The organism is Nocardia sp. NPDC051787, from assembly GCF_040681325.1.
In the GTDB taxonomy this organism is placed as follows: Bacteria; Actinomycetota; Actinomycetes; order Mycobacteriales; family Mycobacteriaceae; genus Nocardia.
This window is the reverse complement of record NZ_JBFAYO010000007.1, coordinates 78,315-98,675: the sequence shown is the minus strand read 5'-3', so window position 1 is coordinate 98,675 and position 20,361 is coordinate 78,315. Positions and strand designations below refer to the sequence as shown.

Here is a 20,361-nt window from a genome sequence, read left to right as displayed (position 1 = left end):
CTCGTGCCGCCGCTTCGAATCAGTCGGCGATCTCCGCCAGACCGTCGCTGAGCACGACATCCTCGCCGCGCACGGTCTCGAACGCGTAGCTGGTGACGCCGTCGGCCGAACCGAGTCTCCAGATGCGGGTCTCCAGATCGTCACCAGGAAAGACCAGCTTGGCGAAGCGCACCGCGAATCGCTTCAGCCGGTGCACATCGGACTCCGCGACCTCGGTGAGCACCGCCCAGGACGCGAAAGCCATGGTGCACATCCCGTGCGCGATGATGCCGGGCAGCCCCGCGTCCTTGGCGACCTGCTCGTCCAAGTGCAACGGCACCGGATCATCGGATGCCGGTGCGTAGCGGAAGGTCTGGTCGTGGTCGACATGCTGCGCAACGACCGCGACCGGACGCTGCCCGCGCAGCCGTTCATCGAACTTGTGCGCCGCGGCGGCCGCACCGACCGTCTTACCCGCGTCGATATTGCGGAAGAACGCGGTCAAGTACTGATCGTTGACCGGTTCGCCGGTCTCGGTGCGGCATTCGATGCGGATGGTGATAGCCGTCCCGTTGGGGCGGCTGGTGTAACCGATCGCCTTGGCGCGCGAAACCAGCCGGTCGCCGGGACGGATGGCGCGATGGAAGTGGAAGTCCTGCTCTCCGTGCACCACTCGGCCGAATATGTCCATCGGCGCGACATCGATCACCGGCATCATCATGGCCTCGAAGACCGGGACGATGGCGAAGACAGCAGGCGCCACGGCCCCCTCGAGATGCGCGGCGATCGGATCGTTCGTCGCGGCCGCGTACTCCGCGGTCCGCTCGGCGGTAACCTCGAAACGCTCTTCGTCGCACCAGATTTCCAGTCCCGCGTCATCGAACTCGACGACGCGGGCGGCGGTGGTGTGCTCGCTCATGCCCTGCCCTTTCCGGCCCGAGCGGAGCCCTCCATGGTCACGCTCCGCTGCCGCCTCCGGGCCTGACCGCTCATGCCGAGGCCAGGGCGTCCAGTTGGGTCAGGGATCGGTCGAGCTGTTTGATGCCGTCCTTCTCCACCGCCTTGCCCAGCGCGCCCTTGATCAGCGCGCCCTCGAAGTCACCGGACACCAAGATCGTGCTGCCGTCGCCGTTGGCCCGTATGTCGAAGGTGAACTCGGTCTTCACCCCCGCCATCCCGGTGCCGCCCAGGGTCAGCTTGTGCGGCGCGGCCACCGAGACGATGGTCCACTCCAACTTGTTCGCCATCCCGAGCATGACGATCTTGGCGACCAGCTTCGCGCCTTCGCTCAGCACGGCGGGCGGCTCCTCCATGAACCGCTCATGGATGGTGAACCACTTGTCCCAGGTCTGCGGGTCGGAGACGACCGCCCACAGCGCCTCGGGCGTGGCGTTGACGTCTTTGCTGGCTTCGATGTGTCCCATGTGTCCTGTTCCTCGAATCAGTCCGCGGCCGCGCCGGATTCAGCGAACGGCCCGCTGATAGGCGGTGACGACGGCAGCGCCGCCGAGGCCGATGTTGTGTTGCAGGGCGGCGGTGACGTTGTCCACCTGGCGCTTGCCCGCGGCGCCCCGTAGCTGCCAGGTCAACTCGGCGCACTGCGCCAGACCGGTCGCGCCGAGCGGATGGCCCTTGGAGATCAAGCCGCCGGACGGATTCACCACCCATGTGCCGCCGTACGTTGTCTGGTTGTCATCGATCAACCGCCCGGCCTCGCCCTCGCCGCACAGGCCGAGCGCTTCGTAGAGCAGCAGTTCGTTGGCGGAGAAGCAGTCGTGCAGCTCGATGACCTGGAAATCCTCCGGGCCGAGGCCCGACTGCCGGTAAACCTTCCGCGCCGCTTGGACATTCATGTCGTAGCCGATGATGTTCTTGGCGGTGTCGTCGAAGGTCGAGGCGAAGTCGGTGGTCATGGCCTGGCCGACGATCTCGACCGCCTGCCCGGCGAGATCGTGGGTGTCCACGAAGTCCTCGCTCGCCAGGATCACCGCGCCGGACCCGTCGGAGGTGGGCGAGCACTGCAGTTTGGTGAGCGGGTCGTAGATCATCCGGGAGGCGAGGATGTCCTCGAGCGTGTACTCGTCCTGGAACTGCGAGTACGGGTTGTGCACCGAGTGCTTGTGGTTCTTGTGGCCGATCTTCGCGAAGTGCTCGGCGGTGGTGCCGTACTGCTTCATGTGCTCGCGGCCCGCCGCGCCGAACATCCACGGCGCCACCGGGAACAGCACCTCGGAGATCTCGGCGAGCGCCACGACGTGCTTGGCCATCGGCTGCTCGCGGTCGTCCCAGGTGGACCCGAGCGAGCCGGGCTGCATCTTCTCGAAGCCCAGCGCCAGCGTGCACTCGGCCAGTCCGCCCCGGATCGCCTGCGCCGCGAGATACAGCGCCGTCGAGCCGGTGGAGCAGTTGTTGTTCACGTTGACCACCGGGATACCGGTCAAGCCGAGTTCGTAGACGGCCCGCTGCCCGGAGGTGGATTCGCCGTAGACGTAGCCGACGTAGGCCTGTTCCACCAGGTCGTAGGCGATACCCGCGTCAGCGAGCGCCTTGGTGCCCGATTCCGCCGCCATGTCCGGGTAGTCCCAGGCCCGGGTGGTGCCGTCGGCTTCCTCGACTCGGCGGCGGCCCGGCTTCTCGAACTTCGTCATGCCGACACCGACGACGTAGACCTTGTTCGTCATCGAACTCCTCAGATTGTGCGTGCACCGCAGGGCGGAACGAGCTGAAAACAAACATACATACCTGTATGTAACTGAGCAAGAGTTCGATGAGTAGCCGCGATGGGTACGAAGGCAACCAGTGGATTACGTCTCGTCTGGCACATACAGCAAGAGGTGTATGTGCAGCCAGCACATACAGCACTGTATGTAAGTGTAAGATCGGCGGGTGGCCAGGAGCGTAGTCGTGAAGCAGCGGCGCCGGACGCAGGAGCAGCGCAGCACCGAGATGCGTACCCGGTTGCTGGACGCGACCGTGGACTGCCTGGTCGAGTACGGGTACGCAGGCACCACGACGCCGCGGGTAGCCGAACGGGCCGGGGTGACCCGCGGGGCCCAAGTGCATCACTTCGGCTCGAAAACCGATCTGGTGGTGGCCGCGATCAGCCATCTGGCGCAGCTGCGCGCCGAGACCGCGATGCGGGAGATGTCCCGCGTGGAAGCCGGCGACGATCCGGTGGCGGCGGCGCTGGAATTCCTGTGGGACCTCCACCAGGGTCCGCTGTTCATCGCGACCGTCGAACTGTGGGTGGCCGGGCGAACCGATCCGGTGCTGGCCGCGGCGATGGAGAAGGTCGAACCGTTCGTCAACAACGCCGTCTTGATGGCGGTCGCCCGTTTCGTGCCCGACGACGTGCGCCGCAAAGAAGCGCGCGATTTCGTCTACACGGCCATGGACGCCTTGCGCGGCATCCTGATCTCGAATTTCATCGACCCGGATACCGAACGCGCCCTCCGCCGTTGGCGCCGCGCCTCGGCGCACTTACACGAGATCGCCGGCCGCGCCCTCGCCGTCCGCCGCGCCGAATAGTCCTTACCGCACCGGGCCGCTTGCCCGCGGTACACAAGCGGCGAAACCGAACTCCCACTACTGCGGCACCGCCGAAGGCGCCGGTCCGGCCGTCGAGATAGTAGATTCTCGGCACTCCAACGCCGGGGAGAGGTGGGTGGACCGCGCTGACTATGGTGGGGCGGTGGCACTCGAGCCAGGTGATCGGTTTGCGGGATTCATTGTGAAGGCCCGGCTGGGCCATGGTGGCAGCAGCGAGGTGTATCTGGCCGAGGATCCGGAGCGGTCGAGGCCTGTCTCACTGAAGATTCTGGGGCCGGACGACAGCCGGTCACCGGAGGCGCGTGCGCGATTCCTGCACGAGTTCGACATCCTGTCCGCGCTGCGGCATCCGAACATCGTGCGGATGTACGCACACGGTGAAACCAGCGGCAGGCTGTGGTCGGCGCGTGAGTACGTGGCCGGCACGACCGGCTCGAGGGTGGTGCGGATGCCACACCAACGCCCGGATCTGCGGCGGGTGCTGCACATGCTGACCCACATCGCGGCAGGACTGGATTTCGCGCATGCCAACGACGTGGTCCATCTCGACATCAAACCGGCGAACGTGCTGGTCGGCGCGGAAGAGCCCGCGACGGTGAAGATCTCGGACTTCGATCAGGGCCGGTGGCTGCACCGGCCCGAACCGCCCCTGGCCACCAACGGTTTCGTCGTCGTATCGGTGCCGTATGCCGCACCGGAACTACTGCAGGCGGGCACAGTATCCCCGGCAACCGACCAGTACGCGCTGGCCTGCTCGGCCTTCGAACTGCTCACCGGCCGCCCGCCGTTCCCCCGCACGAACCTCATGGCCACCGCGGAGGCCCACCTGCACGACCCGCCTCCCGAAATCTCCGAGCGCCAACACTGGATCCCGCCCGAGGTCGATGCGGTCCTGCACAGGTCGCTCGAAAAGGACCCCGGCGCCCGCTACGACTCGTGCACCGAACCCATCCGCCTGCTCACCGAGGAATTCGACGACATCGATCCCCGCCCCCTCGCCCCCTTACTGAACCGCCTGAAAGTGGCATCGCATCGCTTGAACGCCACCTTCAGACGGAAAGAAGGCGAGGCGAACCAGGCGCAGACCGGTTCCGGCACCCAATAGAACCAATGAGCAGCGGAAGACCCAGAATCCGAAGGTGGTGAGCGATCCGAAGTCCGCCCTACGCAAAGCTTGTCGCACCGTCACCCTACGCAGTTGGCCGCTCGGCTACAGAGTTGCTACTGGATCGCTACGCGAATCACTTGCCGCCTGCGTCGCCTAGGCGCGCGGCCCAGACCGTCGCGGTGAACAGCAGCACGCCGGTTGCGGCCAGGGCGGCGCCGACCACGGACGGGGCTGTGTAGCCGAAGCCTGCGGCGATCACCAGGCCGCCGAGCCAGGCGCCCGCGGCGTTGGCGATGTTCAGGGCGGCGTGATTGAGGGCGGCGGCCAGGGTTTGGGCGTCGGCGGCGACGTCCATCAGGCGGGTTTGCAGAGCGGGGGCCAGCGCGGCTCCGGAGGCGCCGACCAGGAACGCGCCGAGGGCGGCGGTGTAGGGGTTGTGGGCGGCGGCGATGAAAACGCCGAGGATGACGGTCATGGCGATCATCGCCGCGAAGATCGCGCGGTCCACGCCCCGGTCGGCGAGCACGCCGCCGACGATGTTGCCGACCACCATGCCGATCCCGAACAGCATCAGCACCAGCGGCACCAGCCCGGCCCGCAGACCCGAGACGTCGGTGAGCGTGGTGGCGATGTAGGTGTAGACGGCGAACATGCCGCCGAAGCCGACGGCCCCGACCAGCAGCGTCAACAGCACCTGCGAGCGGCGCAGGGCGCCGAGTTCGGTCATCGGGTTGGTCACGGCGATGCCGGTGAGTTCGGGGACGAAGCGCAGCAGGGCCGCGACGGTGGCCGCGCCGATCACCGCGACCACCACGAACGCGTCGCGCCAGCCGAGGTGCTGGCCGAGCCAGGTAGCGGCGGGAACGCCGACAACGTTGGCGGCGCTCAAACCCAGCATAACCGCAGCAACCGCCTTCGCTCGCTGCCCCACCGGGGCGAGCGTGGCGGCGGCCAGCGAGGCAACGCCGAAGTAGGCACCATGCGGCAACCCCGACACGAACCGGGCAAGCACCAGCGTCTCGAACGACGGCGCCAGCACCGTGGCCACGTTACCCAGCGTGAACGCCACCATGAGCACGACGAGCAGTCGCTTGCGCGCGACCCGCGCACACAGCGCCGCGATCAACGGCGCGCCGATCACCACACCGAGCGCATATGCCGACACCGCGTGCCCCGCGGTCGGCTCAGAGACCTTCATGGCCGAGGCGATATCCGGCAGCAGACCCATGGTGACGAACTCGGTGGTCCCGATCCCGAAGCCACCGAGCGCCAACGCCAGCACGGCGTGGACGTGCCAATCGGTGCGTTCGGGACGGGTGCTGATGCCGGTGGCGACAGGAGTGGTCACGTGTTCATGTAACCGCCCGCCAGCCGTATTCGCTTCCCCGGCAAACGTGAGTTCGCCCACCACATCGGCAGGAAAGCGCTGGTCAGCAACTAAATCCGCGCAAGAGGACCGTACCGCGCCCCTCAGAAGCAGCACGTCGTCACCGATGCACCAGAGGGCCCGCGACCCGCTTCGCTCTGCGATTGAACAGGAGCGTTGCAGGCGGCGATGGAAGGTGCGCTGGTGGCTCCGGGTTCGACGATGGCTTCGAAGGCCCAGCACAGCCGGTGCAGCCGCCGGACGTGTCGGCCAGCAGGTAGTACTGCACGATGCCCCGGTATTCGGCCCCGTCGATACAAACGATGTCGTAATCGCTGTAGCTGAAGTGGGAACGCCCAGGCTGATCGACCCGTTCACGCGGCGATGGCCGTTGCGGGAGCGTTGCCTGTCGTCGCGTTGCACTCCGATGTCATAGCTGAGGAACCGGGCTCGCCCGTTCCGGGCGTGCGTGATCAGTGTCTTGTCTTGCGACGACTCCAGCGCGAGATCGTCGCGTAAGGATGCCGCCAGCGCCGTGGTTCCCGGCGTGAAGTACCCCAAAGGGAACGTAAAAGAATATGTCACCGACTATGTGTCGCTGTGGACTCTGAGGATCATTGTCCATGATCTGGAGTCGTCGATGTAAGGAAGCTATGCGCAAAGTTGGAATTCGCGTTGCCATGTCGGCTGCGGTTGTGTTGGCCGGGACCAGTGTGAGCGTGCTTGCCGCCGCGCCCGCTAGTGCCCAGACCTGCAGTGGCGCGAGCAATGTTCATCAATCCCCCAGCGTCCACGCCTACGTCCCAAGCCCAAGCGGTTGCTCGTTGCGCTCAGGTGATTCCGGTTCCGGGGTGATCGCCCTGCAGAAGGCTCTCAACAAGTGCTACAAAGCTGGGTTGTCCGAAGACGGCAAGTTCGGTCCCAGGACCCGCTCCGCGCTGATGAGTGCCCAGAAGGACGCCAAAACAGATCCCGATGGCATTTTCGGCCCTGATACCAGGGCCAAGATGGAGTGGCCCTTCTACAAGGACCGGCCCGAGAACGGTGACTACCCCTTCTCCGTCTGCCGTCGGCTCTGAGCGTTAGCTGCGTGGCGACCGATCTGCTTGATCCGCTGCTGCGGCTGTTCGAGGCGGAGGTCGAACGCGGCAACGGAACGGCAAGCTTCACCCGTGCTGTCGCCGGGCTACTCGACCGCGCCGAAGTCAGCGCGAACTGATCGCGAAAACAGTCCGGGCACCCGTTCCACCAGAAGGTGGGGCGGGTGCCCGATTGTGTCAGCCCGGCGCTGGGAACAGCCCCAGCGCCGGAGTCGGCCGAGCGACCCCGCTCGGCCCCGCAGCTCGGCGCCGAGAAGGATCGGCGCCTGGTGGGCTCAGCGCAGCGCGCGCGCCAAGTTCGCGTCCAGCGCGCCGAGGAATTCCTCGGTGCTCAGGTAGCCCTGGTCTCCGCCGACGAGCAGCGCGAGGTCCTTGGTCATCTGGCCGCCCTCGACGGTCTTGATGACGACGTCCTCCAGGGTCTGCGCGAAGCCGATGACCTCAGGGGTGTTGTCCAGCTTGCCGCGGTGCTCGAGGCCACGGGTCCAGGCGAAGATCGACGCGATCGGGTTGGTCGAGGTCGGCTTGCCCTGCTGGTGCTGGCGGTAGTGCCGGGTGACCGTGCCGTGCGCGGCCTCGGCCTCACAGGTCTGGCCGTCCGGGGTGAGCAGCACCGAGGTCATCAGGCCGAGCGAACCGAAGCCCTGGGCCACGGTGTCGGACTGCACGTCGCCGTCGTAGTTCTTGCAGGCCCAGACGTAGCCGCCCTCCCACTTCATGGAGGAGGCGACCATGTCGTCGATGAGGCGGTGCTCGTAGGTCAGGCCCGCGGCGTCGAACTGGCTCTTGAACTCGGCGTCGAAGATGTCCTGGAAGGTGTCCTTGAACATGCCGTCGTAGGCCTTCAGGATGGTGTTCTTCGTCGACATGTACACCGGGTAGTTCTGCTGCAGGCCGTAGTTGAACGACGCCCGCGCGAAATCCTCGATGGACTTGCGGAAGTTGTACATGCCCATGACCACGCCGCCGTCCTCGGGCATCTTCACGACCTCGTGCACGATCGGCTCGCTGCCGTCGTCCGGGGTGAAGGTGAGGGTGACGGTTCCGCCCTGGAACACCTTGAAGTCGGTGGCGCGGTACTGGTCGCCGAAGGCATGACGGCCGATGATGATCGGCTTGGTCCAGCCGGGCACCAGCCGCGGGACGTTCGAGATGATGATCGGGGCACGGAAGATGGTGCCACCCAGGATGTTACGGATGGTGCCGTTGGGTGAGCGCCACATCTTCTTCAGGCCGAATTCCTTGACCCGCGCCTCGTCCGGCGTGATGGTGGCGCATTTCACGCCGACGCCGTGCTGCTTGATGGCGTTCGCGGCGTCGATGGTGACCTGGTCGTCTGTCTTGTCCCGGTACTCGATGCCGAGGTCGTAGTACTCCAGATTCACATCGAGATAGGGGTGGATCAGCTTGTCCTTGATGAACTGCCAGATGATCCGGGTCATCTCGTCGCCGTCGAGTTCTACGACGGTACCTTCAACCTTGATCTTGGACATGGATCTTCGTGTCCTCCTAGGATGGTGCCCTCATTGCACGGCCAGGCGAACACGCTTGTGAGCGGACCCCAGCTGTTCCAACAGACAACGTATATGGTCCCGCGTTGTCCGCGAGACTTGTGGTGCAAACAAGACAAGCGTACTGCTGCCGAAGTCCTCACCGCACGGGCAGCCCCCGGAGTGAGACGCGCCACGTCAGTTACCGATCGGTAGATCGGCGGCGCCTCCGCGAAGCTGCGGGCGCCCACGGAACCGCCGTGCCCAATGATCCACTTTCCGTTCCGGCGCGGCAACCGGCCCGACCGGAAACGGCGAGGTCCGCGCGTCGCCATGGCGATGCGCGGACCTCACGTGCACCAGGATCAGACCGCGACCGGAATCCGGGCGCCGTCCTCGGAGCCTTCGATCAAGTTCTCCGGCCGGTCCCGGATCATCAGCGCGATGATCGGAATGGCCGCGAGGAAGAACCCGGCGCCGACGTAGAAGGCCACGTCGTAGCTGTGGATCGCGGCGCGGGCGGCCAGGTTGTCGATGGCCGGGTTCTCCTGTGCGAAGGTCTTGGCGACCTGCACCGAGATGGTGGTCAGCAGCGCCGTGCCGACCGCGCCGCCGACCTGCTGCGCCGCGTTCAGCAGCGCGGAGGCCACGCCCGAGTCCTCTTCCTCCACCTGGTGCAGCGCGACGGTCTGCATGCCGACGAACAGCGGGCCCATGCCGAGGGCGATGAGCACCTGGGCGGGCAGCACGCCGGCGACGAAGCTGTCACCCAAGCTCAGCTGGGCCAGCAGCAGCAGGCCGATGACGCCCAGCACCGCACCGGCCACCATCAGCGGACGCGGGCCGAGCTTCGGCAGCAGAGCGCTGGTGACGCCCGCGGAGATCGCGATTCCCGCCGGGAAGGGCAGGAACGCGAAGCCCGCCTTCAGTGCGGAGTAGCCCAGCGTGATCTGGAAGTAGTAGCTCAGGAACAGGAACATCGCGAACATGGCGATCGGGATGAGCAGCGCGGCCAGGAACGCGCCGCCGCGGTTGATCTCGCCCGGAATGTGCAGCGGCAACAGCGGGTTCGACGAACGCCGTTCGATCGCGACGAAGGCCACGAGCAGGACCAGGCCCGCGATCAGCAGCGCCACGGTGCTGGCGGCCAGCCAGCCGTCGTCGGCGGCGCGGCTGAATCCGTACACGATGGCGATCAGGCCCAGCGTCACCGTGACGGCACCGGGCACGTCATAACCTCCAGCCCGCGGCACCGGCACGTCCTTCACCACCCAGGCCAGTGCGCCGACCAGCGCGAGCACCGCGATAGGCGTGTTGACCAGCAGGCACCAGCGCCACGACGCGTACTCGGTGAGTGCGCCGCCCGCGATCAGGCCCAGCGCGGCGCCACCCGCGGAAATGCCCGCGAACACGCCGAAGGCGGTGGCCCGCTCGCCCGGCTCGGTGAACGTCACCGACAGCAGGGAGAGCGCGGCGGGCGCGAGCAGCGCGGCGAACGCGCCCTGCAATGCGCGCCCGGCGAACAGTTCCGCGCCGTTCTGGGCGAGACCGGCCAGGGCCGAAGCTCCCGCGAAGCCGATCAGGCCGATGATGAAGATCCGGCGCCGCCCGAGGTAGTCGGCCAGTCGGCCGCCCAGCAGCAGGAGGCCGCCGAAGATCAGCGTGTAGGCCGTGAGCATCCACTGCCGGTTGCCGTCGCTGATGTCGAGATCGCGCTGCGCGAACGGCAGCGAAATGGTCACGATGGTGGCGTCCAGTACCACCATGAGCTGGGCCAACGCGATTACCGCCAAGGCGAGCCAGCGCGCTGAACCGCCCTTTCTTCCTGGCGCGTCCACCGCCGTCGCAGTTTCCGTCACTGTCATCTCCTCGTCCTCGATGTGCCGGATCATCCTGTCATCGAGCGACATTTGTCGTCAAGAGAAAAATGTCGCATCACGACATTTGACTGTTTCAGACAAGAAAACGGCGGCTTGCGTTAGCATGGGGGAATGCTCGAGTCATCGGCGCCGATGGGCGCGAGCGCAGCGGAGGGCAGCCCACCGGCAACCCCCGGATTGCGCGAACGCAAGAAGCAGCAGACCAGGCTGCGCATCATCGAGGTCGCGCTCGATCTGTGCGACGCGCACGGCTTCGACGCGACCACGGTCGAGCAGATCGCCAACGCCGCGGACGTCTCGCCGCGCACCATCAACCGCTATTTCGACAGCAAAGAGGCCATCATCCTGGGCCCGGTACAGGACTTCGGGAGCGCGGTGGCCGAGACGCTGCGCGAGCTTCCCCGCACCGGCAACGAACTGGCGGCGTTACGTGAAGCGTTCCTGCGCGTGGTCGACCAGGCCGCCGACGCGGGCAGCAGCTCCCCGATCTCGTTCCGGAGATACCAGCAAATGCGGCGAATCCTGCGCAGCAGCCCCTCGGTCAGCGCACGCAGTCTCGAGCACGCCGACGAGAAGAACACCGCGATAGCGGCCGTGCTCGCCGAGCGCCTCGGCACCGAGCCGGACGCGCGCGCCGTGCGGCTCATCCTGGGAGCCTGGCAGCTGATCGGCACCGTCGGCATGGAGTGCAGCGGCGACATGTTCGACCATGAGGACGTGGCGATCGCGTCCCGGGCGGGACGTACCGCGTTCACCGAGACCTTCGACGAGTTCGTGCGCACCTGCTGCGTACCCCCGAACGGTGCCGACCAGTGAGTTCGATGAGGGATTTCGACGGCTGACCGCACGCCGGTTATGATGCCCGGCAGGTCATGAGCACCAGCGCCAAGCCCCGGCTCGCTGGTCGGCAACCCTGCAGCAGCGGTGGGGTGCTCCGGGTGATGACCTGGCTCCCGAGAGCCGGGAGCAAGCGCGCATCAGGAGGTCGCCGGTATGTGTTGTTGGTCACACCGTTAACCCCTGCTGTACCGGCGAACACCCTTTTGGAGCAAACCATGAGTGAATCGACCGCGTCCGTGGCCGAGAACGCACCGGCGCAGCGGTCCCCCGCGGCCGCGCAGGTCCACGGGGGCTTCGAGGGCGGCACCGGCGCACCGATGATCGCGGGCCTGTCCTCCGCGCCCTGGTCCATGGGCGCAGCGCAGCCGGCGAGTAGGCCGTTCACCGCCGGATCGGACCGGTCCGCACGTGTAGCTACCATCGGCGATGTGCGTTCTCTCGTGATTCACTCCGCGTCGATGACGCATCCCGAGCTCATGCCGGAGGAGCCGACCTCCGGAACCATTCCCCGATCGGTCCCCCTCGCGGCGGGCGCCGAGGCCATGCGCGCCGATCTGTGCGCCGGTTTCGCGGCGGCTGCGACGTGACCGTGGATACCGAATCGAGCGTCCGCCCGTCCACTGTCACCCTGCCGTCCCCGGACGGGGAACTGGGCTTCATCCCCATCGGGGACGTGCGGTTGGAGAATGGCGCGGTCATCCCGGACGTGTGCCTCGCCGTGCAGCGCTGGGGTGAACTTTCCCCGGATCTGGACAATGTCGTGCTCGTCGAACACGCGCTCACCGGCGACTCGCACGTCGTCGGCAAGCCGGACGCCATCCATCCGCTGCCCGGCTGGTGGGACGGCATGGTCGGGCCGGGCGCGCCGCTGGACACCGACGAATGGTGCGTGATCGCGACGAACGTGCTCGGCGGCTGTAAGGGCAGCACCGGGCCGTCCAGCTCGGCGCCGGACGGAAAACCTTGGGGCGCACGGTTTCCGGATATTTCTATCCGCGATCAGGTGACCGCGGAAGCGGCGCTGATGGATCTGCTCGGCATCGACCGGCTCGCCGCCGTTGTCGGCGGGTCGATGGGCGGCATGCGCGTGCTGGAATGGATGGTAGGCGCGCCGGAGCGCGTCGCCGCCGCACTGGTGCTCGCCGTGGGCGCCCGCGCCACCGCCGACCAGATCGGCACTCAGATCACGCAGATCGCGGCGATCAAGGCCGATCCCGACTGGCAGGGCGGCGACTACCACGACACCGGCCGCGCCCCGATGACGGGCATGGCCGTCGCCCGGCGCATCGCGCATCTGACCTACCGCACCGAGTTCGAGCTCGACCACCGGTTCGAGAACAAGCCGCAGGGCGACGAGGACCCGTGGAACGGCGGCCGCTACGCGGTGCAGAGCTACCTGGACCATCAAGCCGAGAAGCTGTGCAAACGCTTCGACCCGGCGACCTACGTGCTGCTGACCGAGGCGATGAACCGCCACGACGTCGGCCGCGGCCGCGGCGGCGTGGAGGCGGTGCTCGCGGCGACGCCGGTGCCATGCGTGGTCGGCGGCGTCGACTCCGACCGCCTGTATCCGCTGCGGACCCAACAGGAGCTCGCCGATCTGCTGCCCGGCTGCGACGGCTTGGAGGTCGTGCATTCGCGCGACGGACACGACGGGTTCCTCACCGAGGCGGCGGCGGTGTCGAAGCTGCTGACCGAGACCATGCGGCTCGCCCGGGCCGGTGTGCACCCCGAACGCTGAAAGGCTTCTGCCATAGAGGGTTTCGCGCTGACCGGAGTTGCTACTCCTAGCCGAGATTGATGGTGGCCGCGAGGAATACGATGCTCGAGCCGAGCAGTGTCAGGGCACCCACGTCGAAAGGCTTGCTGCGGACCGCGAGCAGACCGACCCGCGCGGTCGGCAGGCACAGCCGGAACGTCGCGGCCAGCAACGTCGCCCCACCGAAGAAGAAGGCCCCGCGCCGCCACCGATCGGACGCGACGAACACCACCGCCACCCCGATGACCAGCATGACGACCACCATCGGCAGATGGCAGCGCAAGAACTCCGCACCCAAACTGCGGCGCCCGGTCCGCAGGTCAGCGGTAGGCGTGTCGGCATCGGTCACGCCCCCGATTCTTGCAGACACGCGCTGCGTCGAGCGATCAGGCCGCTGATCCCGCACGCGCTGGAGCCCGGCGACGGGGCGGTGGGCGGTGCTGATTGACTGGCGGTGTGTTCCATCTGATGTTCCACGAGCCGTGCATTCCGCCGAATACCGGCAACGCGATCCGGTTGGCCGCGGGGACCGGGTGTCATCTGCATCTGATCGAGCCGTTGGGGTTCGATCTGTCCGAACCGAAGTTGCGCAGGGCCGGGTTGGACTACCACGATCTGGCGTCGGTGACGGTGCACGCGAATCTGGCGGCGGCGTGGCAGGCGCTTCGCCCGAAGCGGGTCTACGCGTTCACCACGCAGGCCACCACCCGGTTCACCGACGTGGCGTACCGCGAGAACGATGTGTTGCTGTTCGGAACCGAACCCACCGGCCTGCCGGAGGAGGTGCTGTCGGACCCGCACATCACCGACCGGCTGCGCATCCCGATGCTCCCCGGCCGCCGCTCCATGAACCTCTCCAACGCTGCGGCGGTCACGGTGTACGAAGCCTGGCGCCAACTCGGATTCCCGGGCGGGGTCTAGCCCGCCGAACTGTAGTTCTGATTTCTCGAGTTCGCGGCTTCAGATGTCGATCTCGAAGCGTTTGAAGCGCGAGGTTGGCCCGGCGGCGAGGCGGACCGCGGACTTGGGCACCCCGTAGTGCTCGGCGAGGAGTTCGATGGCCGCTTTGTTGGCTTTGCCCTCGACGGCGGGGGCCCGCACGTACAGTTGCAGGCTGCCATCGTCGAGGGTTTCCACCAGCGGACCCTTACGGCTGTTCGGCTTGATCGTCGCGCTTATTACCGTCGGCACGCTTGTCTCCCGCGCTGGTTTCCGCGCCTTCCGAAGAAACGGCGCTGGTCGAGTCCGGTGCCGATTCTTCCCCACTCGGCGCGGACTTACCGCGCCGCACCAGCCGCACAACGGCCCACAGCACGGCGGCCAGCACCGCGAGGAAGCCGAGCCACGGAATCGCCTTGCCGCTGAACACGACCGCGTCCTGCAGCCAGTCCACCAGCGAGTTCCAGCCGGAGACGATGCCGTCCCAGAAGCTGTCGGCGTCGTCGTCGGACTTCTTTTCGTCGGTGGTGATGTCGATGGTCAGCGTGGACAAAGCGACCTGGTCGTCCAGGCGCCGCTTCTGCGCGGTGAGGCTGTCCAGCTCGCCCTGGCGGCTGGAGAGCGCCTGCTCGGCGGCGATCAGGTCGGAGGTGGTGGTGGCGCCGGCGATGAGCGCGCGCAACCGGTCGACCGAAGCCTGCAACGCCCTGATCCTGGCGTCCAGGTCCTCCCACTGCATGGTGACGTCGTCGCGGTTGGTGCTGACCCGGGTGACCTGGCCGACGCCGCCGAGTCCCGCGATGAACGCGTCGGTCTTGTCGGCGGGCAGCCGCACGATGAGCGTGGCACTCGGCTCGGAGTCGTCGGTGCCGGGCTGTTCGGTTCGGCTGTCGACTCGCCCGCCCGCCTCGCGCACCCGATCGATGACCGCGCCCGCCGCGGCGATCGGTGCGTCGGCGGTGATCTCGACGCTGCCGGTGACGACCTCTTTGCGCGCGGTCATCGGTTCGCCGCCCGAGTTGTCGCGCTTCGGCGGCGCCTGCTCCCGGAACCCGGGAGGCACCACCGCGGGGGCGGGACCGGTGGCGATCGATGACGATCGGTCCAGGCCGGGTGTCGCTTCGTCGTCGTCACCGCAGCCGGCGAGCAAAGTCAACCCCAGCACGCCGACGCAGAGCACAGCAAGCTTCCTCATGCCTGGCACAGTAGCCGTTCCGCCACGCGCTCAACGGAAGTCGCGCGACTTGGATCCCATCCGCAGATCCAGGCGTTGCAGGTGTTCGGCGACGACGCTCACCGCGCCCTCGGCATTCTGCACCCGGCCACGGATGAGCAGGGCCGTCGCGCCTTGGGCGAGGCGGCGGTAACGACTCCACAGACCTACCGAGCAGACGATGTTCACCATGCCGGTTTCGTCCTCCAGGTTGAGGAACGTGACGCCCTCCGCGGTGGCGGGACGCTGGCGGTGCGTCACCGCGCCGCCCACCAGAACGCGCGAGCCGTCGGGCACGTCGAGCAGACCGGACGCCGGAATGACGCCGAGGGCGTTCAGCCGCGGGCGCAGGAACTGGGTCGGATAGCTGCTCGGGGAGACGCCCGTGGCCCACACGTCGGCGGCGGCCATTTCCAGATCGCTCATCCCGGGCAGGACGGGCGCGGTGGTGGCCGCGCCGGTCCCGGGCAGGCGATCCGGACGCTCGCCCGCGGCGGCGCCCGCCGCCCACAATGCTTCGCGGCGGGTGACGCCCAGACTGCCGAGCGCACCCGCGGTGGCGAGCGATTCCGCTTGGGCGACAGTGAGTTCCACCCGCCCGGTCAGATCGAGGAAGGAGGTGTAGGGCCGCTCGCCCCTGGCGGCGACGATGCGTTCGGCGAGGTCGTCGCCGATCTGGCGGACCGCGGCCAGACCGAGGCGCACCTCGGTGCCTCTCGCCTCGAGGGTGGGTTCGGCGCGGCTGGCGTTGACGTCGGGGCCGTGCACCGCGACGCCGTGCCTGCGCGCGTCGGCGACCAGCGACTGCGGGGAGTAGAAGCCCATCGGCTGGGCGCGCAGCAAGCCCGCCAGGAACGCGGCGGGATGGTGCAGCTTGAACCAGGCCGAGTAGAACACGATCGAGGCGAAACTCTGCGAATGACTTTCCGGGAAACCGAAATTCGCGAAAGCGTGGAGCTTTTCGTAGATCCGGTCGGCGACCTCGCCGGTGATGCCGTGCCGCTCACGCATACCCCGGTAGAGCCGTTCCCTGAGCCGCTCCATGCGTTCCGGGGAACGTTTGGAACCCATCGCGCGGCGCAGCTGATCGGCCTCGACGGCGGTGAATCCGGCGACGTCGACGGCCACCTGCATGAGCTGCTCCTGGAACAGCGGCACACCGAGCGTGCGTTCCAGCGCTTTCTTCAAGGCCGGATGGTCGTAGACGACGTCCTCGGCCCCGTTGCGCCTGCGGATATAGGGATGCACCGAGCCACCCTGGATGGGACCGGGACGGATCAGCGCCACCTCGACCACGAGGTCATAGAAGCTACGCGGTCTCAGCCGGGGCAGTGTGGCCATCTGCGCCCGCGACTCGACCTGGAAGACGCCCACCGAATCCGCGCGCGACAGCATCTCGTAGACCTCGGGCTCGGCCAGATCGAGTTCGTGCAACTCGACGGTCTCGCCTTTGTGCTCGCGCACCAGGTCGATCATGTAGTGCAGCGCGGAGAGCATGCCGAGGCCGAGCATGTCGAACTTCACCAGGTCGATGGCGGCGCAATCGTCCTTGTCCCACTGCAGGACACTGCGGCCGGGCATGCGCGCCCACTCCACCGGGCAGACGTCGGCGATCGGCCGGTCGCAGATGACCATGCCACCGGAATGGATGCCGAGATGCCGCGGCAGCCCCTCGATATCGGCGGCCAGCTCGAGCACTTCGGCGGGGATGTCGGTGTTCGTCTCGGCGCCGACCGCGGCGCGAGCGACGGGCCCGGAGGCGGTAGCTTGCGTAACCATGGAGGGCCCCGGGAGCGCCGCCGATGCGACACTGCTCCAGCGGCTCACCTGCTTGCTCCACGCGTCCTGCTGGCCCGGCGAAAACCCCAGCGCCCGTGCGGCATCGCGCACCGCGGACTTGCCGCGATAGGTGATCACGTTGGCCACCTGTGCGGCGTACTCGCGGCCGTACTTGCGGTAGACGTGCTGGATCGCCTCTTCGCGGCGGTCGGATTCGATGTCGACGTCGATATCCGGCGGGCCGTCACGCTCCGGGGAGAGAAAACGCTCGAACAGCAGTTGGTTGCGCACCGGATCGACATTGGTGATGCCGATCGCGTAGCAGACCGCGGAGTTGGCCGCCGAACCGCGGCCCTGGCAGAGGATGTCGTTGTCCTTGCAGAAGCTGACGATGTCGTGCACCACCAGGAAGTAGCCGGGGAACTGCAAGGCGTTGATCACCGCGAGTTCATGCTCGATCTGCTCATACGCCTGTGGGCTCCGCTGCGGATTTCCATAACGCTCCGCAGCGCCGGTCATGGTGAGTTCGCGCAACCAGGACTGCTCGTCGTGGCCAGCGGGCACGGCGAACGGCGGCAGTTTCGGGGCAATCAACTTCAGGTCGAAAGCGCATTCCCGAGCCAGCGCCGCCGCGTTCGCCACCGCCTGCGGACAGTCGGCGAACAATCGCGCCATCTCCACCCCGGACCGCAGGTGCGCGCCGCCCGCGGGGGCCAGCCAGCCCGCGATCTCGTCCAGGCTCTGCCTGGCCCGGATCGCCGCGAGCGCCATGGCGCGGCGGCGCTGGCTCGGCGCGGCGAAATGCGCGCCCGTGGTGGCGAGCACGGGGAGGCCGCGACGCTCGGCGAGCGCGATGAGGTGGGCGTTGCGCTCGTCATCCTCGGGGATGCCGTGGTGGGTGAGTTCCACGCTCACCCGGTCGGCGCCGAAGCGGTCGGTCAACTCGCGCAGCGCGGCCTCCGCGTGCTCCAGACGGGTGTTGCCCGTGCGCAAGTCGAGCTCGAGCGCTTGGCGGAGGTGTCCTTTTCGGCAGCCGGTCAGGATGTGCCAGTGCCCATCCGACGCGGCGGTGAGCGTGTCCAGGTCATAGCGCAGGATGCCCTTCTCCCCCGCGGCCATGTGCGCGGCGGCGATCTCCCGGGAGAGCCTGCGGTAGCCCTCCTGACCACGGGCCAGTACCAGCAAGTGCGGCCCGGCCGGGTCCGGCGCACCGGTGCGCGGCGCCGAATCGGGGGCGGCGGCATGCCCGCGTTCGGTGCCGGGAACGCGCTGTTCGGCCGGCACACCGAGCGACAGTTCGGCGCCGAAGACCGTGGGCATCCCCCATTCCTTGGCGGCCTCGGCGAAGCGGACGGTGCCGTAGAAGCCATCATGGTCGGTGAGCGCGATCGCCTCCAGGCCGAGCCGCACCGCCTCCTCCACCAGCTCCTCCGGATGGCTCGCCCCGTCCAGGAAGCTGTAGGCCGAATGCGCGTGCAGCTCCGCGTACGGCACCGACGGTTCGCCGGCTCGCCGCACCGGCTCGGGCCGGTACTCCGCACGCTTGCGCGACCATGCCGGGCTGTCGCCGCCGTCGCCCGGACACACCGCGTCCGGATTCGGCCGTCCGGACAGCACCCGTTCCATCTCCGCCCAACTCGGCGGACCGTTGCCCCAGCCCACGACCTCACCTCCTCTTTCTCGAACATACATTCGAGGAGAGGGGATGTACAGGCAGGTCAGGGACTTGGGAGGCGTTCAATGGAACCGGCGGCCAGAGCCGCTTCAACCCGGCGCAGGCGCCCCCGGATGAGCGCGCCGTAGGCGTCGGAGGCGAGGACGTCGAGATGCCCACGGGCGATGGCCAGCTGCATCCTGGCCACATCGAACTCGCCGACCCGGCGATGACTGTCGGCCAGATTCAGATACAGCGAGGGAAGGAAACCGCGCAGACCCTCGTCGAGCGGCACGCCGGGCCCGAACACCGCGGCCAGCGCGGCCCGATCCCAGTGCAGCGCCTCGGCGGCCTCCTCCTGGAGGTCGGCGAGATGATGGGCGATCACGCAGCGATGCAACGCCTCCGCGTGGTCACCGAGTTCGCTCCAGAGCTTTTCCAACGCCCGCCGCCCCACCGCAGGGTCGACGCCACCGAGCCGCACCGCGGCGAACACCTCCGCCATCCGATCGTCCGACATGCGATGAGTATCGCACATATGTTCGAACGTTTCGAGCGTTGTTCGAACCGTTTCGCACACTCCGAATCCCTCGTGCGCGTTGGATTCTCGAACCGGGCGATCAGCCCGCCGTCCGGCGCGAGCAGTAGATCCCGAACGTGACCGGGATCACTTGGCAGTAAACTTACTTCGGAGTAAGTTCATTCCATCACGACCTGCAAAGGAGCAGTGCATGACCGACGCAGAGACCGCCGACCTGCGTGGACAGGTGCGGCGCCGCAACCGCGATCTCACCGGACGGCATGTCCTCATCACCGGCGCGTCGTCCGGAATCGGACGGGCGGCGGCCCTGGCCGTCGCGGGCAAGGGCGCCGCGGTGTTCCTGCTCGCTCGCCGCGGCGACGAACTCGCCGCCGTGGTCGAGGAGATCAAGGCCGCCGGCGGCTCGGCCTACGCGTATTCCTGCGACGTGACCGATGCCGACTCCGTCGACCACGTGGTCAAGACCGTGCTGGACGAGCACGGCCACGTCGACATGCTGGTGAACAACGCCGGACGCTCCATCCGCCGCGCCATCCACCGCTCCACCGACCGGCTGCACGACTTCGAACGCACCATGGCGGTCAACTACTTCGGCGCGCTGCGGTTGACGCTGGCCCTACTGCCGCAGATGCGGGAACGCAAGTTCGGGCACATCGTCAACATCAGCAGCGCGGGCGTGCAGGTGGCCACGCCGCGGTTTTCGGCGTATCTGGCCAGCAAGGCGGCGCTGGACAAGTTCACCGAGGTGGCCGCGATCGAAACGATGGCCGACGGCGTCACGTTCACCACCATCCACTTGCCGCTGGTACGCACACCGATGATCGCTCCGAGCGGCGACCAGGGTCCCGCCGAGTCTCCGGAGTGGGCGGCCGCGACCATCGTGCGCGCGCTGACCGAACGCCCCAAGCGCATCGACGTGCCGCTGGGCACCATCGCCGAATACGGCGCCTTGCTCACCCCGAAGATCCGCGACCGCATCCTGCATCGCTATTACCGTGCCCTACCCGATTCTCCCGCCGCCAAGGGCGAGCAGATCGAGCCCGGCGAGCAGCAGGCCGAGCCCGCGCCTCGCCGCGCACCGCGGCCCCGGTCGGCCGCTCGCCGCGTCACCGGCACCGCCTTGCGGCGTGCTGCGCGCTGGGTACCCGGCACGCACTGGTGAGA

The 20,361-nt window shown here is 67.6% G+C and carries 19 protein-coding genes, 1 pseudogene and 1 riboswitch; of the genes and pseudogenes, 9 read left to right on the top strand and 11 right to left on the bottom strand.

The window, feature by feature from the left end; genetic code table 11:
- Window positions 1–19 precede the first annotated feature (19 nt).
- The 3 genes from AB0M45_RS09855 to AB0M45_RS09845 all read right to left on the bottom strand — a co-directional run bounded on the left by AB0M45_RS09855 (window position 20) and on the right by AB0M45_RS09845 (window position 2,660).
- Window positions 20–898, bottom strand: coding sequence for a MaoC/PaaZ C-terminal domain-containing protein (locus AB0M45_RS09855; RefSeq protein WP_364325145.1), 879 nt, complete (start codon window positions 896–898; stop codon window positions 20–22).
- Window positions 899–968: 70 nt separating this feature from the next.
- Complete coding sequence (locus AB0M45_RS09850; protein ID WP_364325142.1) at window positions 969–1,403, bottom strand: SRPBCC family protein; 435 nt, start codon at window positions 1,401–1,403, stop codon at window positions 969–971.
- Window positions 1,404–1,442: 39 nt separating this feature from the next.
- Window positions 1,443–2,660 (bottom strand): lipid-transfer protein, encoded by a 1,218-nt coding sequence (locus tag AB0M45_RS09845; RefSeq protein WP_364325139.1) that lies wholly within the window; start codon window positions 2,658–2,660, stop codon window positions 1,443–1,445.
- A 265-nt stretch (window positions 2,661–2,925) separates the two neighbouring features.
- Between AB0M45_RS09845 and AB0M45_RS09840 the strand changes: the two genes are divergently transcribed.
- Window positions 2,926–3,507: a helix-turn-helix domain-containing protein gene (locus AB0M45_RS09840; protein ID WP_364325573.1), complete on the top strand. Its 582-nt coding sequence runs from the start codon at window positions 2,926–2,928 to the stop codon at window positions 3,505–3,507.
- A 163-nt stretch (window positions 3,508–3,670) separates the two neighbouring features.
- Entirely contained in the window at window positions 3,671–4,633 is a 963-nt protein-coding gene (locus tag AB0M45_RS09835) for a serine/threonine-protein kinase (protein ID WP_364325136.1), read from the top strand.
- A 136-nt stretch (window positions 4,634–4,769) separates the two neighbouring features.
- On the opposite strand, the gene AB0M45_RS09830 is transcribed toward AB0M45_RS09835, so the two are convergent.
- The gene (locus AB0M45_RS09830; RefSeq protein WP_364325570.1) at window positions 4,770–5,960 is read right to left on the bottom strand and encodes an MFS transporter; all 1,191 of its coding nucleotides are present in this window, start codon (window positions 5,958–5,960) and stop codon (window positions 4,770–4,772) included.
- Window positions 5,961–6,826: 866 nt separating this feature from the next.
- Here AB0M45_RS09830 and AB0M45_RS09825 point away from each other — a divergent pair.
- Complete coding sequence (locus AB0M45_RS09825) at window positions 6,827–7,081, top strand: peptidoglycan-binding domain-containing protein (protein WP_364325133.1); 255 nt, start codon at window positions 6,827–6,829, stop codon at window positions 7,079–7,081.
- 11 nt (window positions 7,082–7,092) lie between these two features.
- Complete coding sequence (locus AB0M45_RS09820; protein WP_364325130.1) at window positions 7,093–7,221, top strand: hypothetical protein; 129 nt, start codon at window positions 7,093–7,095, stop codon at window positions 7,219–7,221.
- Window positions 7,222–7,377: 156 nt separating this feature from the next.
- Here AB0M45_RS09820 and AB0M45_RS09815 read toward each other — a convergent pair whose 3' ends face one another.
- Complete coding sequence (locus AB0M45_RS09815) at window positions 7,378–8,595, bottom strand: NADP-dependent isocitrate dehydrogenase (RefSeq protein ID WP_330232904.1); 1,218 nt, start codon at window positions 8,593–8,595, stop codon at window positions 7,378–7,380.
- Between the two features lie 362 nt (window positions 8,596–8,957).
- Window positions 8,958–10,457, bottom strand: coding sequence for an MFS transporter (locus tag AB0M45_RS09810; protein WP_364325126.1), 1,500 nt, complete (start codon window positions 10,455–10,457; stop codon window positions 8,958–8,960).
- Between the two features lie 126 nt (window positions 10,458–10,583).
- Here AB0M45_RS09810 and AB0M45_RS09805 point away from each other — a divergent pair, with 126 nt between their 5' ends.
- The 3 genes and pseudogenes from AB0M45_RS09805 to AB0M45_RS09795 all read left to right on the top strand — a co-directional run bounded on the left by AB0M45_RS09805 (window position 10,584) and on the right by AB0M45_RS09795 (window position 13,053).
- Window positions 10,584–11,288, top strand: coding sequence for a TetR family transcriptional regulator (locus AB0M45_RS09805; RefSeq protein WP_364325123.1), 705 nt, complete (start codon window positions 10,584–10,586; stop codon window positions 11,286–11,288).
- Between the two features lie 52 nt (window positions 11,289–11,340).
- Window positions 11,341–11,451: riboswitch (SAM riboswitch) on the top strand.
- 265 nt (window positions 11,452–11,716) lie between these two features.
- Window positions 11,717–11,899 (top strand): annotated as a pseudogene (locus AB0M45_RS09800) (O-acetyl-L-homoserine sulfhydrolase); the annotation flags it as partial.
- The gene (locus tag AB0M45_RS09795) at window positions 11,896–13,053 is read left to right on the top strand and encodes a homoserine O-acetyltransferase (protein ID WP_364325120.1); all 1,158 of its coding nucleotides are present in this window, start codon (window positions 11,896–11,898) and stop codon (window positions 13,051–13,053) included. The pseudogene AB0M45_RS09800 and the gene AB0M45_RS09795, both read left to right, overlap by 4 nt.
- 46 nt (window positions 13,054–13,099) lie before the next feature.
- Here AB0M45_RS09795 and AB0M45_RS09790 read toward each other — a convergent pair whose 3' ends face one another.
- Window positions 13,100–13,336 (bottom strand): DUF3017 domain-containing protein, encoded by a 237-nt coding sequence (locus tag AB0M45_RS09790; protein ID WP_364325567.1) that lies wholly within the window; start codon window positions 13,334–13,336, stop codon window positions 13,100–13,102.
- Between the two features lie 191 nt (window positions 13,337–13,527).
- Here AB0M45_RS09790 and AB0M45_RS09785 point away from each other — a divergent pair, with 191 nt between their 5' ends.
- A complete protein-coding gene (locus tag AB0M45_RS09785) occupies window positions 13,528–13,992 on the top strand; it encodes a tRNA (cytidine(34)-2'-O)-methyltransferase (protein WP_364325117.1) in 465 nt (154 codons plus the stop codon).
- 39 nt (window positions 13,993–14,031) lie between these two features.
- On the opposite strand, the gene AB0M45_RS09780 is transcribed toward AB0M45_RS09785, so the two are convergent.
- Genes AB0M45_RS09780 through AB0M45_RS09765 form a run of 4 tightly spaced genes read right to left on the bottom strand, consistent with a single transcriptional unit; the run spans window position 14,032 to window position 19,176 of the window.
- Window positions 14,032–14,262: a DUF167 domain-containing protein gene (locus AB0M45_RS09780; RefSeq protein WP_364325114.1), complete on the bottom strand. Its 231-nt coding sequence runs from the start codon at window positions 14,260–14,262 to the stop codon at window positions 14,032–14,034.
- Window positions 14,219–15,205 carry a DUF4349 domain-containing protein gene (locus tag AB0M45_RS09775; protein ID WP_364325111.1) on the bottom strand — a complete coding sequence of 329 codons (987 nt, stop codon included), beginning with the start codon at window positions 15,203–15,205 and terminating at the stop codon, window positions 14,219–14,221. The genes AB0M45_RS09780 and AB0M45_RS09775 overlap by 44 nt, the downstream gene beginning before the upstream one ends.
- Before the next feature lie 30 nt (window positions 15,206–15,235).
- Complete coding sequence (locus AB0M45_RS09770; RefSeq protein ID WP_364325108.1) at window positions 15,236–18,664, bottom strand: error-prone DNA polymerase; 3,429 nt, start codon at window positions 18,662–18,664, stop codon at window positions 15,236–15,238.
- 56 nt (window positions 18,665–18,720) lie between these two features.
- Window positions 18,721–19,176, bottom strand: coding sequence for a hypothetical protein (locus AB0M45_RS09765; protein ID WP_364325105.1), 456 nt, complete (start codon window positions 19,174–19,176; stop codon window positions 18,721–18,723).
- A 211-nt stretch (window positions 19,177–19,387) separates the two neighbouring features.
- Here AB0M45_RS09765 and AB0M45_RS09760 point away from each other — a divergent pair, with 211 nt between their 5' ends.
- The gene (locus AB0M45_RS09760) at window positions 19,388–20,359 is read left to right on the top strand and encodes an SDR family NAD(P)-dependent oxidoreductase (protein WP_364325102.1); all 972 of its coding nucleotides are present in this window, start codon (window positions 19,388–19,390) and stop codon (window positions 20,357–20,359) included.
- Window positions 20,360–20,361: the final 2 nt, after the last annotated feature.

Bases quoted from the DNA above. Each gene is read 5' to 3' on its own strand.
- AB0M45_RS09855 (WP_364325145.1), bottom strand. From the start codon at position 898: ATGAGCGAGCACACCACCGCCGCCCGCGTCGTCGAGTTCGATGACGCG.
- AB0M45_RS09850 (WP_364325142.1), bottom strand. From the start codon at position 1,403: ATGGGACACATCGAAGCCAGCAAAGACGTCAACGCCACGCCCGAGGCG.
- AB0M45_RS09845 (WP_364325139.1), bottom strand. From the start codon at position 2,660: ATGACGAACAAGGTCTACGTCGTCGGTGTCGGCATGACGAAGTTCGAG.
- AB0M45_RS09840 (WP_364325573.1), top strand. From the start codon at position 2,926: ATGCGTACCCGGTTGCTGGACGCGACCGTGGACTGCCTGGTCGAGTAC.
- AB0M45_RS09815 (WP_330232904.1), bottom strand. From the start codon at position 8,595: ATGTCCAAGATCAAGGTTGAAGGTACCGTCGTAGAACTCGACGGCGAC.
- AB0M45_RS09810 (WP_364325126.1), bottom strand. From the start codon at position 10,457: ATGACAGTGACGGAAACTGCGACGGCGGTGGACGCGCCAGGAAGAAAG.
- AB0M45_RS09805 (WP_364325123.1), top strand. From the start codon at position 10,584: ATGCTCGAGTCATCGGCGCCGATGGGCGCGAGCGCAGCGGAGGGCAGC.
- AB0M45_RS09790 (WP_364325567.1), bottom strand. From the start codon at position 13,336: ATGGTGGTCGTCATGCTGGTCATCGGGGTGGCGGTGGTGTTCGTCGCG.
- AB0M45_RS09775 (WP_364325111.1), bottom strand. From the start codon at position 15,205: ATGAGGAAGCTTGCTGTGCTCTGCGTCGGCGTGCTGGGGTTGACTTTG.
- AB0M45_RS09765 (WP_364325105.1), bottom strand. From the start codon at position 19,176: ATGTCGGACGATCGGATGGCGGAGGTGTTCGCCGCGGTGCGGCTCGGT.
- AB0M45_RS09760 (WP_364325102.1), top strand. From the start codon at position 19,388: ATGACCGACGCAGAGACCGCCGACCTGCGTGGACAGGTGCGGCGCCGC.